We start from the raw sequence: 13355 nt of genomic DNA on the forward strand, positions 1-13355 counted from the left end.
AGCCCGGTTGCGCGCCGGCGATGCCCCGATCCTCGCAGCTTGAAGACTTCCTCGCCGAACACCCCGGCCCGACCGACACCTGAAAGGAGAGGCCGATGCACATCGCGCCCCATGACAATGCCAACAAGCCCATCGTTGATGTCGATCACGACCTGGTGCCGCTGAACTACTTCAACATCGTCACGCTCAAGCAGGGCGAGACCTTCGACTACGCCGTGCCCGGCTACGAGACCTGCGTCGTCCCTGCCACCGGCACGGTCGATGTCGATGTCGACGGCGCGGGCTTTGCCAAGCTCGGCAATCGCGGCGTCGATGTCTGGGACGGCGAACCCGAGGGGGTCTATGTCCCCGTGGGCGCGAAGACCCGGATGACATGTGTCAGCGAAGCGACGGAGGTTTTCATAGCCGGTGCCAAATACGAAAAGGTTTTGGAGCCCTTCGACGTGCGAGAGGCGGAACTGGACCTCGTGCAATATGGCAGCGATGACACCAAGACCCATCGCAAGATCAAGCACATCCTCGGCGCCAATCAGCACGGCAAGGTCGGGCGGCTTCTGGTCAGCGAGCTCTACACGGTGGGTCAGGGGGGCTGGTCGGGCTTTCCATCGCACAAGCATGACACCGACCGGCACGACGATACGGGCGAGTTGATCGAGACGCGCCATGACGAGACCTACAATTTCCGGTTCCGCCCAAAACATGGCTCCGGCTTGCAGATGCTCCAGCGCGCCGACAACGAGCCGGGAGATGCCTACCACATCATGGACCGGTCCACGATACTGATCGACAAGGGCTATCATCCCTGCTGCGCGCTGCCGGGCTACGAGATGTACTACTTTACCATTCTCGGAGGTCTCTCGCAGCGCTCGCTTAAACAGTATTTCCATCCGACACATGCCGATCAATTGCACACGATACCTGGAATCATGGACATGGTGGCGAAGTTCAAATGAGCCTGGTGACGCTCGCCGAGGTGCTGCAACCCGCATTACGCGGCGGCTATGCGGTGGCCGGTCTGGTGACGCTGGGCTGGGAAGACATGCGCGCCTATGTGACGGCGGCGGAGGCCGAGGACTGCCCGGTGATCCTGCAAGCCGGGCCGTCGTGCCGCGAGCATACCCCCCTTCCGGTGCTGGGCGCGATGTTTCGCCATCTGGCAGAGGGTGCCTCGGTACCCGTGGTGGCGCATCTCGATCACGGCTACAGCGCCGAGGATTGCCGCATCGCGATCGACAGCGGCTTTACTTCTGTGATGTACGACGGGTCGCGCAAGCCGCTGGCACAGAACATCGCGGAAACCGCCGCCATCGCCGAACTGGCCCACGGCGCCGGCGTATCCTGCGAGGGCGAGATCGGCTTTGTCGGATATTCCGGCGGCGAAGGCTCAGCTGGGACGAACCCGGACGAGGCGGAGAGGTTCGCGCGCGAAACCGGGGTGGACGCCATGGCCATCTCGGTCGGCAACGTGCACCTTCAGCAGGACAAGGAGGGCGGGCTGGACGATGCCCGCATCCGTGCCATCGAGTCAGTGACCGAGGTGCCGCTGGTGATCCACGGCGGTTCGGGCGTCCCGGTGGCGCAGCGGCAAGCGCTGGCCCGGGGCTCGGCGATCTGCAAGTTCAACATCGGGACGGAGTTGCGTATGGCCTTCGGTCAGGCACTGCGTGACGCGGTGACGCGCGATCCGGACCGTTTTGACCGGAACCAGATCCTCAAGGAGACCCACGGCCCGCTGGTCGCGTCAACGCGGCGGGTACTCGAGGCGTTCAAACCTGCGTAGACTATGCTGTCTCGCCGTTTGGCGCTTGAGCCGTGGCTTGGCGGCTCTGGTATGGCCTTCCAAGCCTTGGACGCGGCTGCTGCGTGCGGACATGGCGTCAGTCTCCCCGGGTGTGGTCACGGATCGCTTCGGCCAGCACGTCGAGCGTGTCGATAAGCGGGACTGGGGCAGGAAGGTCCGGTGCGAGAAGCGAAAACTCGGAGCAGGCGACAAAGAGCATTGAAGCGTCCTTGTCGGCAAGCTCGGCGGCCGCATCGATGAGGGTGGCGCGGGCCTCAGCGGTGGCACCGTAAGCCTTGATGGATCGTATCGCGGCAAGCATACGGTCCCCGTCGTCCGGCCAAAGGGCTGAGATGTTGGCGCGCGAGAGGGCCGGGTCGAATACGCCGGTGAGGCGGACCGCCGGGGAGGCGAGGAAGCCGATCCTGTCTCCAGTTAAGGTTTCTGCCGCGCGGGCGACGGAGAGCGCGACCATGTCGAGGAAGGGGATGGAGACGGCAGCCTTGATGGCCGGCGCGTAGTGATGCGCTGTGTTGCAGGGCATGGCAAGGGCGGTGGCGCCGGCGGCTTCGAGGCGGCGGGCCATGTCCGCGAGGGTCGGGGCGGGATCGGCCCCGGTGCCCTCGATCAGGTGGGCGATGCGCGAAGGGACCTGCGGGTTCATGTCGATCAGAAGCGGCAGGTGGTCCGCGTCGTCCTTGGCCTCGACGGTCGAAAGCAGGCGTTGTTGCAAAAGGATGGTGGCTTCGGGGCCCATGCCGCCGAGGATGCCGGTCACGCGGCGGATCATGTAGCGACCTCGGTGACCGCTTCCACGATCAAGTCTCCGATCAGGGCGCAGTCGTCTTCCGAGAAGCTGAGCGGCAGACGCATGTCGAACAGCGTCGCCATGACACGATCGGTCTGCGGCAGGTCCTGAGCGGCAACGTAGTGCCAGGAATGGTGTGACGAGGTGAAACCGGCGGGTTCCTTCGCACCGAACCATTTGAGCTCGACACCACGGTCGGCGGTGGCGTGAAGCAGAGCGCGACACTGGTCGGACGTGAAGTCCGGCAAGCGGAACTGGATCGATGAGCCGACATGCGTTTCAGGGGTGGGTATCGCGATCGGGGCGATGCGGTTGTGCCCCTTCAGGGCGCGTTCGACGATGCCATACCGTGTATTCCAGCGGGCGACGTTGCGATCGAGTGCAGCCAGTTGCGGGCGCAGGATGGCGGCTCGGAGCGCGTCCATCCGGGCCGAGCAGTTCGGCATCTCGTAGCGGGCCTGCGCGAAGGCCTCCGGGTCAGGCCCCGCACCGTGGCGCTCATAGAGCATGTAGCTGCCCGACAGCATGGTGGCGCGGGCGGCCAGTTCCGGATCATTGGTGGTCAGAAAGCCGCCTTCGCCGGAGTTCATGTGCTTGTAGGTCTGGGTCGAGAAGCAAGCCACCTTGCCGAAGCTGCCCGAGCGGCGGCCGTTCCAGCGGGCGCCCATGGTGTGTGCGCAATCCTCGATCACTGTGATACCCGCAGCATCACATAGCGACATCAATCGCTCCATGTCGCAGAGGTGGCCGCGCATGTGGCTGAGCAGAAGCACGCGGGCGCGGCCGGACTTGGCCTCCAGATCATTCAGGTCGAGGCGAAGATTGTCATCGATCTCCACCAGTATCGCCTCGCCGCCCACGGCACGGATGGCGCCGGGAACGGGTGCGAGGGTGAAGCCATTGGTCAGCACCGGATCGCCGGGCCGGACGCCCACCGCGCGCAGGGCGATTTGCAGCGCCTGCCCGCCCGAAGTGACGGCAAGGCAAAAGCCGCTACCCTGCCAGTCGCGGTATTCCGCTTCCAACATCGCGACCTCGCCCGCCTCGCCCTCGGTGAGGTTGTAGCGGTGCAGCCGGCCCGATTGCATGACCGAAACGGCGGCGGCGACCGCCGCCTCCGGGATCGGCTCTTGCTGTGTGAACGTGCCGGTGAACCAGCGTGGCATGGCTGTGGCCCTCAGATCTCGACCCAACGGTCGGCGTGATCGAAAGCGAAGTCGTAGCCGCCGAGCGCCGCCGCGCCGCCCGTGTGCAGGAAGACGACCCGCTCGTCCTTGAACTTACCCTTCCGGGCGAGGTCGATCAGCCCTGCGGCGCCCTTGGCAGAATAGCAGGGGTCGAGCAGGATTCCCTCCAGTTCCGCGAACATGCGGATCGCCTCGATACCGCTTTCGGTCGGCAGGCCATAGCCCTCGCCGACGTAATCGGTATTAGCCATCACATCCTCGCGGTTCACAACGCCGGGACAGTTCAGCTTTTCTGCGGTTTTGCAGGCAAGGTCATAGACCATTTGTTCCTGCTTCGGCTGCGACGCGCGGGTGCCGATACCCAGCACCGGAATCTGCGCGTTCATGGCACACATGCCCGTCACAAGCCCGGCCTGTGTGCCGGATGAGCCGGTGGCATGCACCAGACGGTCAATCTTCATACCCGAAGAGTTGACTTGGTTCAGCAACTCGAAAGCGCAGTTGACGTAGCCCAGCGCGCCGGTCGGGTTGGAGCCGCCGCCGGGGATGACATAGACCTTGCGCCCTTCAGCGCGCATCTTCTCGGCCGCGCGCTCCATCTCACCGGGCATGTCGTGGCCTGCCGGGAACTTTTGAGTGGTTGCACCATGCAGATGATCGAGAAGCACGTTCCCGTTGGTGTTGTAGTTGGCGTTATTGTAGCCGGTGCGGTCCTCAAGAAGGATATGACAATCCAGCCCCAGCTTGGCGGCATAGGCGGCGGTCTGTCGGCCGTGGTTCGTCTGGGTCGCGCCTTGCGTCATCACCATGTCGGCACCCTGTTCGATGGCCTCGGCCATCAGGAACTCCAGCTTGCGGGTCTTGTTGCCGCCGGTGGACATACCGGTGCAATCGTCCCGCTTGATCCAGATCTCCGTGCCCAGCTCCCTGGACAACCGCTTCATCGGCTCCAGAGGCGTGGGCAGATGGGCAAGGTGGACGCGGGGAAAGCGGGAGAGGTGCATGTTAGGTTCCTTGTTTCGACAGAGCAGGACGGCTCAGGCGCGCATCCTGCTGCAATGGGGATCATAAGGCGAGGGGGCAAGGCAGCTTTTCCCTAGCTTCATGGAGAGTGAGAGGCCGTTTTAGGAAGAGTTGTCCCCCTCCGTACTGGCCCTAAATAACATAATGTTGATTATCGGGAACGAGCTCCGATGAAGGTGGATTCACAAATGAAGTGCAAATTCTGTATCAAGCCAGAGGTTTGCATGGAGATCGATGAATGGGAAGCCACTACTCTCACCTGACGCTTGAAGAGAGACGCAAGATCGACAAATGGCATGACGCCAAGATGCCGGTGCCTGAGATTGCGGATCGGCTGGGCCGTGCGCCATCGTCGATCTACCGGGAACTGAAGCGCAACGTCTACGAAGACACCGAGATCCCCGAGTTGAACGGCTACTACTCGGTGACCGCGCAGAACGCTTATGAACGCCGCCGCGCCATCCATCGCAAGCTGATCGTGAACCCCGCTCTGAAGGCCGCCGTCGAGGATCGCCTGAAAGCCGGGTGGTCCCCCGAACAGATCGTCGGCCGGATGCGACTGGAGCGCCACCCCATCCGCGTCCGTCACGAGACGATCTACCGTTTCGCCTACTCAAAGGACGGTCGCGCCGAAGCCTTCTATCGGCATCTGCCCGAGCATCGCAAACGCCGCAGACCGAGGGGTTATCGACGGCACCATCGCACCCACATCTTCGACAGTCAGAGCCTGTCGCACAGGCCCGAGACGGTCTCCGAGCGCAGCGAGTTTGGCCATTCGGAATGTGACCTGATGATGTTCCGCAAGGAACACGGCAAGATCAACGTCACCTCCCTGGTCGAGCGGGTCAGCCGCTACACGGTGGTGATGCGAAACGAGGACCGCCAGTCGAGACCGATCATGGAAGCCCTGATCGAGGGCCTCGCGCCCCTTCCCGCCGATGCGCGCCAGTCTATCACCTTCGCCCGCGGCACCGAATTCTCGGCCTGGCGCAAGCTGAAGGACGGGATCGGCGCCGACAGCTGGTTTTGCGATCCTTAGGCGCCATGGCAGAAAGGCACGGTCGAGAACACCAACAACAGGCTGCGAAAGTACCTTCCCCGCTCGACCGAACCGACCGCGCTGACAAATCGATATTTGAGGTCGATTTGCCATCGCCTAAATTCAACGCCGCGCAAATGCCTTGGCTATAGAACGCCTGCGGAAGTCTTTGAAAGCGAACTGATGGCCATTCGAAATGGAATAGAATAGAAATGATATCAGATAGTTGCACTTCGTCGTGAGTTCACAGAACGCCTCGTCGAGTCAAAGAAACCAATAGCCTCTGACGCCAGCTTAAGCGGGTCTAACTGTGAAACCACCGTAGTAGAAGCAGCATGGCGCGCGGACGCAATCGCGCAGAAACCAATGCTGCAAATCGAACTAAGGGCGCGTTTACTCGCATTAAACCCTTTTCTCCCAAGTTCGAACCCAATGCTGGATTACGCTCCAAGGCTCGAGAGCGTAGAAGGCTGATAAGTCATTGATCCCAATCGAACTCAGCCCATTCACAGATACCACAATGGCTGGAACGGGCCTTTCATCTTGTGTTCGAAGGGCGGCACCGGCAGGTGATCGCCCCAGCGCAGGACCACCTCGGCGTCGCGGGTGCCCGCGACCCGATGCAGACCCCGACCAAGTTCAACGAGATCGCCTGGACGATAGGAAACGCCGTCGATCTCGACCGAGCCCCCCTCGACGGTGTAGGCGCCAGGAACAAGATGGTCGAAGGTCAGCGGCTCCGTCCCGGGTGGAATTCGGCGTCCGGCGACCCAGAGAAGGCCCCAGTGATACACATAGTTGTCGCGCAGCGCCTTGGAGTCCTCGGGAAAGAAATACACGCCTTCGGTTTCTCCTTTGACGGCGCTGCGAAGGTAGAGATGGTTGCCGATCAGAAGCGGAATGGTCTTCTGCTCCATCTTTGCGCGTATCTGCGGCACGCCGCGCCTATGATAGCCCTTCAGCCCCCAGCCGGAGAGCATGAAGTGCATCGCGCGGTCGTAGTCCCCAAGCTGGCCGGAGAAGTCGATATAGGTGACAGGCTCGGGAAAGAGCTGCCGGGCGACAGCGTTGGTTTCGCGCTGGCTTTCCAGGATGCTCCGGTCGGCCTCTATCCGCAGGAAGGAGATCGCGGTGGCGATGAGGACCGTCAGCGCCAGCGTCACGAAGTATCCAATCTTGCGCAGAAACAGCCGCTCCATCCCCGGTGATAGGGCCACCAGCACCGGCGGCAGCAGGAAAACGAAGAAATATTCGTAGCTGTTGCGGTAGATCAGCAGCACGACGAGCGGCAGCAACAGGCCGGCCATTGCCACCTGTTGAGCGCGCGACACCTCCAGCCTGCGCCAGTTCCAGAGCGTAAGGACGAAAAGCACCGTGATATGCGGCGCCAGGATCAGCTGGAAGATCAGCGCCCGTTTCTGTGGCAGGAAGCCTTCTGAGAAGACGACGCTCCAGGCGGAAGTCACGGTGGCCGCGCCGGATTGCAACACGGGGGCCGCGATGAATGTGCCGTGCCAGGAAAACAGAAGCGCAAAGGCGGCGAAGCAGACCGCGAGACAGGCGAGGATCTGCGCGGCCACCCTGCCCTTGCGCTTTGCCTCGCAGAAGCGCAGCCAGGCGATGCCGGCGAAGGCAGGCGCGTAGAACACCGACTTGATGGTGACAAGAAGTGCCATCGCGGCGAGCGTACCGCAGGCCAGGATCGTGAGCGTGGTGAAGGGCCGGCAGGCAAAGAGCCACATGGTCCCCATCAGCAGGACGGTGGCCACGGGATCGAACCGGAACGACATGCTCTGCGTCACCACGTATCCGCCCGATATGTAGGTCAGCGCCACCAGAATCGCAGCGTTGCGCGAACAGAACTTACGCGACACCGCATAGATCGCGAGGGCCGTGCCGGTCTCAAACAGGACCATAACCAGCCGCGCGGCGTGGATGTGGTCGATCACGTCGCCGGGCAGAAGGGTGATCCAGCGGAAGAAATGCATCATGAAGCTTTGCAGCGACGATGTCAGCGTGCCGTCGACCAACTGCATCAGCACGTGATAATGGTGGAACTCGTCCCAGTTGATGCCGCGGTTCAGGGACGCGAAGACCTGCCCCGCGAGGATGATCGCCGCTGCATAGAGGCCAAGGACGACTGTCTGCCGCCCGGCGGCCGCCGTCTTTGCCCTCGGGTCGGACACGGCTTCGTCGGACAAGGGCGCCTCCGCCTCCGGTGCGAGGTCACTCATTGCCGGACACCTTCCTGACCGTTTCGACAGTGGTCTCGGGTTCGACCGCAGCGCTCCGGTCTTCCAGCTGCCTCACATGTTCCAGCGTGCGCTCGATCAGCTTGCGGTTCGCTCCGATCAGGTCGGCAAGGATCGCCATCAGGCTGGTGATCGTGCCCAGCACCAGAAGCGCGCCGCCGATGACCAGAGACTGAATATGCCCGGTGCTGTCGCCGACCAGCCAGAACCAGAGGAACCGCAGGATCGGCAGCAGCCCCAAGACGAAAGCCACCAGCCCGATCGCCGCGAAGGTCCGCAGCGGATTGTACATTGCATAGGCGCGCAGCATGGTGATCGCGGTTTGAGCGACGAACCCGGGCAGCGACCGGAACAGCCGCGAGGGGCGTTTTGCGGCATGGGTCCGGACAGGCACGCTATCGATCGCCATGCGTTTGCGACCGGCCTGGATCAGCATGTCGGTGGTATAGCTGAAATGGGAAGTGATGGTAATGCGCTGCGCCGCCTCACGGCTGAGGGCGCGAAAGCCGCTGACCGCGTCGGTGATTTCGGTGCCCGACAACTGCCGCACCACAGCGCTACCCAGCCGCTGAAGGCGCCGCTTGAAGGGCGTAAAATGCGGATTGTCGGCGACGCCCCGGTCCCCGACGATGATGTCCGCTCGACGCTCCAGGATAGGCCGTACAAGAGCCTCGATGTCGGCGCCCTCGTATTGGCCGTCGGCATCGGTGTTGACGATGATGTCCGCGCCCTCGGCCAGCGCCCGGTCGAGCCCGCTCTGGAAGGCGGCGGCCAGCCCGCGGTTGCGGCGGTGCGTGACGACATGATCGACGCGCCCGCTGTCCCGCGCGATCTTGCCAGTGCCGTCCGCGCTGCCGTCATCGATGACCAGAACCTCGATAACGTCAATCCCCGAGATATGCCGCGGCAGCCGCTCCAACGTCGCCGGCAGGTCACCCGCCTCGTTGTAGCAAGGGATCTGTATGATCAGCTTGGTCATCGCTCAGCCACCACAAGGCATTGGTCAATCGCCTCGGCATTCCTCGCTGCGCGTGGCGTTCCTGGCAGCCTAGCGGGGCGGTCATCCGTCGCGCAACAGGCGTGACCCCCGAGGCACAAGTTCGTTGCCCGCTGTCGCCGGTTGAGCTGCATCCTATTCTGCCTCCTGCCTGAGCGCGATCATCAGATCGGCCATGGCCGCCGCGGCCGGGGCGGTCAGGCCGGGGTTCGGCATCGAGGTGCCGGGCGCGAAGCCCTCTGGGTCGCTGAGAAAAGCGACCAGCGACGCGCGGTCCCAGGTTCCACCCTTTGCGCGCAGCGCAGGGCTGTAGTCGAACCCCTCCTGCGCGGCCACGCTCCGCCCGTAGACATGGCCGATGGCCGGCCCTCCTGCCCCATCGAGAACGCCGAAACCATGGCATTCCGCGCAATGGTCCAGCGCGTCAGTCAGACGCCGCTCCAGCGTCGCGTCCAACCCCAGCCCCGTCGCTTTAGCCGTCGCGAAGTCGAAACTGGCGTCGGTCTCATCGACCTTCAGCTTCAGGACACGCCGATCGTCCAGCCAAAGCGCTAGCGTGTCGCCATGCTGGTGCACATAGCGGATGCAAGCGCCCACAGGGATCCGCTCCGCGAACAGGACCCGGCCGTCGCGGATGCGCATCCGGATCAGCATGCGCCCAGCAAGGGTCCCTGCCAACAAATCGCCATCCCAAGCCGAATGAAACCTGTCGATCCGCGTCAAGGAGCTGACCGCGACCGAGGGCAGCCAGGCATAGACGGGTGGTTCGAACTTGGGATGTCGACCGTACTCGAGGATATTCGGCAGCGGCAATTTGTTATAGCGTGTGCCCAGCGACACCTGCGGCCAGCCGTAGTCCAGCCCCTCTCGGATGAGGTTCAGCTCGTCGCCGCCACGCCGACCATGCTCGACGATCCAGAGCGCGTTGTTTTCGCCAAGGACGATTCTCTGCGGGTTTGAATGCCCGCGGGACAGAATGCGCGCCTCGCCTGTTTTAGGGTCGATGGCGAGCACCTTGCCATAGTCGTAGGCTGGGTCCTGCGAGACCACGATCGGCGCATAGTTGCCATCCAGCGCATAGTCGCCTGACGCGAGGAATATGGTGCCGTCGGGGCCCACCCGGAACCGCCCACCCGCCATGTGACCGTCTATCGCACGGCCTTTCGGCTTCGGGGCGAGGCAAGGCTCGGTCGCGAATATCTGCTGCCAATCATCCTTGCGCACCACGATGTCCAACGCCCGCGTTGCGCCTTTCAATGGGGCGACGGCCAGCGCGGTGCGATAGCAATTCTCATCCGCAACCCATTTTGTGAAGGACACGATCAAGCGGTCGTCATGTACATCGACGTCATTGTAACGAAAGAAGTGGTTGCTGAAGACAAGGCTGGGCGTCTGTTCGGCGAAGTCGAGCATCGCATCCCAGCCATTCTCCGGCGCGTCAATATCCAACTGCTCCGCCTCATCGCCACTCACCTCGAAAAAGGTGCCGTCGTGGGTCATGACCAACAGGTCTCCGCTATACGAAGTCAAAGCACCTCCCGCACCCGATCGCCCGGACGGTACGCGCAGCTCGGTCACGTCGAAGTCAAAGAAGATCGACGACAGGCGGGATTGTATCGGCGCCGCATGCGCGGCAGGCTTGCGTCCCTCGACGATGTCCCGGATACGGTCAAGATGGATGAGCGCGGCTATCCCGCTACCCGCCAGCAGGCCGACCAGGACGATCCCCACGCTCAGCGCTACCAGTCTCCACCCGCGTCCGGTCATGTCGTGTGCACCCTTGTCATGTTCACCGAGCCACCTGGAACGCAGTCACGGCGCCATTACGCGCGACATCGAGGCCGGACATGACGGAGGATTGCCAGTCGAATGTTTCGGGGTTCGGACAGCTTGCGGGGACGCGCTGGCAGAGCCGCGGCGACTTACCCGAAAGGTTGTGCAGGCGATAGGGGAAGTCCTTGTCGTGGAAAAGCAGTGATCTACGGGCAGACGGCAGTGTCAACGGGTCGCCGTAGACATAGACCTCGCCGGGTGCGGCCGTTACCAAGGCCGCCAAGGCCCGTGTTTCGGCCTGCCAAGTCTCAAACCGCCTGAGGAAAAGCCCAGCATCGGCCAGTTGTGCAATGCACAGCAGAAGGATGACGACGCGGCCCGTCACATAGTCCCGGTACGCGAGTACGAAGATCGCCGCCAGCGCCACCGTCACGAAAACGAAGGCATAGGGCGTCATCCCAATGCCGCTGATCGCCACGAAAGACATGAGCGGCAAGGCGCACAGTACCGCTGCGCCTCCAAGGCACAACAAGGTCAAGGGGCTGTTCCGACCAAGCAGGACAATCGCCGGCAACAGGAAAAGCAGGTAGACAAACGACGACCGGAGAAAGATTAGCGCGTTTGGCCAAGCTTGTATAAAGGGCGACAAGAAACGGACGGTGAAGCTTTCGCTGATCTTGAACCGCCAGCTTTCCACCTCCGCAATCATGGCCCCGTCGGCGTAGGCGTTGAGTAACAGGCTGACGCAGACCGCGCTCACCACCCCTAGACCCAGCACTCCGACAGCGTGAAAAAACCTTCGGACCCCGTGCATTGCCTTGTCTGCAAAGCAGGTCAGAAGCGCCAGCACTGGGAATGTCGTATAGCAAAGAAACGTGAGCACCGCGGTGGGAAACAGCAATGCCAGACGTGTGCGCGGCGGCGCTCCGATGCTCAGGACACCATACATGGCCAGTATCGCTATGCCGGGAAGCAGCGTGTTGAACCAAAGCGCGTGAAGCACTGACAGAACATTGCTGGCCACCGCGAGCGAAAGCGCCAAGCCTATCCAAGGCCGCCCCTCCGCCAACTGCACTACGAAGGTGCCGCACCACAGGCTCCAACAGGCCATGTAAAGCGCGAAATTTATCGGCGCCGGCCAGAGCCAGTCCCGCGTGTGCCAGAGATACGTAATCCAGCGTAATTCTCCGACGGCCTTCGGGAAATAGCGCGCGGCGTCGCCTTGAAGCGCCGGATAGTCATCGTGCCGAACAAAGGGATCCACGAATTGCGGCCATGCGATGACTACCAACACCAGAAAGGTTACCACCGCGGCCACCAGCCAGCGTGGCCCTGAGATCGCCCGCGCGCGCGGAGATGCACCAAGCACGCTAGACCCCGGCATGGTCCGCACGCCTCAGCGCCCTGATCCTGGCGTTCAGCATCGCGATACCGTTCACCGCGCCGCGCGGCAGGCAGCGCACGATCGCGCGGCGCAGATGCCAAGCCAAGCTGCCACCCTGCGGCAGGCGTACTTCGCCGGGAACACGCGTCTCGAGGATCGCGCGTGATGCGCGCTCAGCCCCGGCGGCATTGAGATAAAGCAAACTGTTGTAGCGATACCAGGGCTCCACCCCCGGCATCTGTGCGACACGCGGGCGAATGAAATCGTACACGGCGTAGCCCTCGGAGGCGAAAAGCGACCGCCAGTAGTCGAGTGGCCGTTCGTTGACGTGCCACTCGCCGCCCTGCCCCGGCTGCGCGGCAGAAAACAGGATGCAATCGCCATGTGCCACCAGCGACCTGACCAGGGTTGCGGCGGCCTCTTCGGGCAGATGCTCGCCGACCTCGAGGCATTCGACCAGGTCGAACCTCCGACCCAGGCTCACTGGCGTGGTCAGCTCGGCAGCATGAAACGTGTCAGACGGGATGTGCAGGGTTTCCGGCTCCACGTAGGCACCATCGACGCCTCGGGCCTCTGATACTCCCGCCCTTTGCCATTCGTCCAGCCAGGTGCCACGCCCGCAGCCGATATCAAGGACGCTGGACACCGGCATCTCCGGGCTCAAAACCTGGATGAAGGCCCGCGCCGAGCTGCGCGCGCCGGACTCGATGTAGTCGAAGAAGCGTGGCGAGTAGTCATGGCTCATGCGCAACCTCCGGCCGATAGACCCATATGCGGAAGAGAACCCAATTCAGCACTGGTAGCAGTGCCGCCACGAGCAACGCTGATGCAAAGGCGCTGATCCCGAAGGCCGGTCCGAGAACGACCGTCATCATCGTCGAGAAGATGAAGCCAGCGCCGATGACAATGAGAAAGCGCAGGCCCTGTCCGCGCCGCAGCGGTGAGACCCCGTAAGTATAGACCGAATGCATCAGGTACTGGAGCGCCACCGCAGTGCCGTAGGCAAAGGCATTGGCCGCGAACTCGGCCAGGCCCAGGTGACGCGCCAACGGGTACATCACGACGTAATACCCGGTCACGCAAAGGCCGGTCACGATATACCTGATTGTCAT

11 protein-coding genes and 1 pseudogene are annotated in these 13355 nt (G+C 62.8%); 3 read left to right on the top strand and 9 right to left on the bottom strand.

Annotated elements, in window-relative coordinates:
- Nucleotides 1–95 precede the first annotated feature (95 nt).
- Nucleotides 96–953, top strand: coding sequence for a 5-deoxy-glucuronate isomerase (locus AC04PT_RS19165; protein WP_482875398.1), 858 nt, complete (start codon nucleotides 96–98; stop codon nucleotides 951–953).
- Entirely contained in the window at nucleotides 950–1780 is an 831-nt protein-coding gene (locus AC04PT_RS19170; protein WP_482875399.1) for a class II fructose-bisphosphate aldolase, read from the top strand. Before AC04PT_RS19165 ends, AC04PT_RS19170 begins: the two co-directional genes overlap by 4 nt.
- A gap of 97 nt (nucleotides 1781–1877) precedes the next feature.
- Here AC04PT_RS19170 and cuyB read toward each other — a convergent pair whose 3' ends face one another.
- The 3 genes from cuyB to cuyA are packed head-to-tail and all read right to left on the bottom strand — an operon-like array spanning nucleotide 1878 to nucleotide 4779.
- Nucleotides 1878–2570, bottom strand: a complete 693-nt coding sequence (gene cuyB / locus AC04PT_RS19175) for a cysteate racemase (RefSeq protein ID WP_482875400.1) — start codon at nucleotides 2568–2570, stop codon at nucleotides 1878–1880.
- Complete coding sequence (locus AC04PT_RS19180; RefSeq protein ID WP_482875401.1) at nucleotides 2567–3754, bottom strand: DegT/DnrJ/EryC1/StrS family aminotransferase; 1188 nt, start codon at nucleotides 3752–3754, stop codon at nucleotides 2567–2569. Before AC04PT_RS19180 ends, cuyB begins: the two co-directional genes overlap by 4 nt.
- Before the next feature lie 11 nt (nucleotides 3755–3765).
- Nucleotides 3766–4779 carry a D-cysteate sulfo-lyase gene (cuyA, locus tag AC04PT_RS19185; RefSeq protein ID WP_482875402.1) on the bottom strand — a complete coding sequence of 338 codons (1014 nt, stop codon included), beginning with the start codon at nucleotides 4777–4779 and terminating at the stop codon, nucleotides 3766–3768.
- Nucleotides 4780–5036: 257 nt separating this feature from the next.
- Between cuyA and AC04PT_RS19190 the strand changes: the two are divergent.
- A pseudogene (locus AC04PT_RS19190) lies at nucleotides 5037–6047 on the top strand (IS30 family transposase).
- A gap of 296 nt (nucleotides 6048–6343) precedes the next feature.
- Here the strand turns inward: AC04PT_RS19190 and AC04PT_RS19195 are convergent.
- The 6 genes from AC04PT_RS19195 to AC04PT_RS19220 all read right to left on the bottom strand — a co-directional run bounded on the left by AC04PT_RS19195 (nucleotide 6344) and on the right by AC04PT_RS19220 (nucleotide 13355).
- On the bottom strand, nucleotides 6344–8071 hold the full coding sequence (locus AC04PT_RS19195) for a hypothetical protein (protein ID WP_482875403.1): 1728 nt from the start codon (nucleotides 8069–8071) through the stop codon (nucleotides 6344–6346).
- Nucleotides 8064–9068, bottom strand: a complete 1005-nt coding sequence (locus tag AC04PT_RS19200) for a glycosyltransferase family 2 protein (protein WP_482875404.1) — start codon at nucleotides 9066–9068, stop codon at nucleotides 8064–8066. The genes AC04PT_RS19195 and AC04PT_RS19200 overlap by 8 nt, the downstream gene beginning before the upstream one ends.
- Nucleotides 9069–9221: 153 nt before the next feature.
- On the bottom strand, nucleotides 9222–10853 hold the full coding sequence (locus AC04PT_RS19205) for a PQQ-dependent sugar dehydrogenase (protein WP_482875405.1): 1632 nt from the start codon (nucleotides 10851–10853) through the stop codon (nucleotides 9222–9224).
- Between the two features lie 22 nt (nucleotides 10854–10875).
- Nucleotides 10876–12153, bottom strand: coding sequence for a hypothetical protein (locus AC04PT_RS19210; protein ID WP_482875406.1), 1278 nt, complete (start codon nucleotides 12151–12153; stop codon nucleotides 10876–10878).
- A 76-nt stretch (nucleotides 12154–12229) separates the two neighbouring features.
- Complete coding sequence (locus AC04PT_RS19215; protein WP_482875407.1) at nucleotides 12230–12988, bottom strand: methyltransferase domain-containing protein; 759 nt, start codon at nucleotides 12986–12988, stop codon at nucleotides 12230–12232.
- Nucleotides 12978–13355, bottom strand: coding sequence for a GtrA family protein (locus tag AC04PT_RS19220; protein WP_482875408.1), 378 nt, complete (start codon nucleotides 13353–13355; stop codon nucleotides 12978–12980). Before AC04PT_RS19220 ends, AC04PT_RS19215 begins: the two co-directional genes overlap by 11 nt.

The organism is Litorisediminivivens sp. KMU-197 (assembly GCF_056858395.1).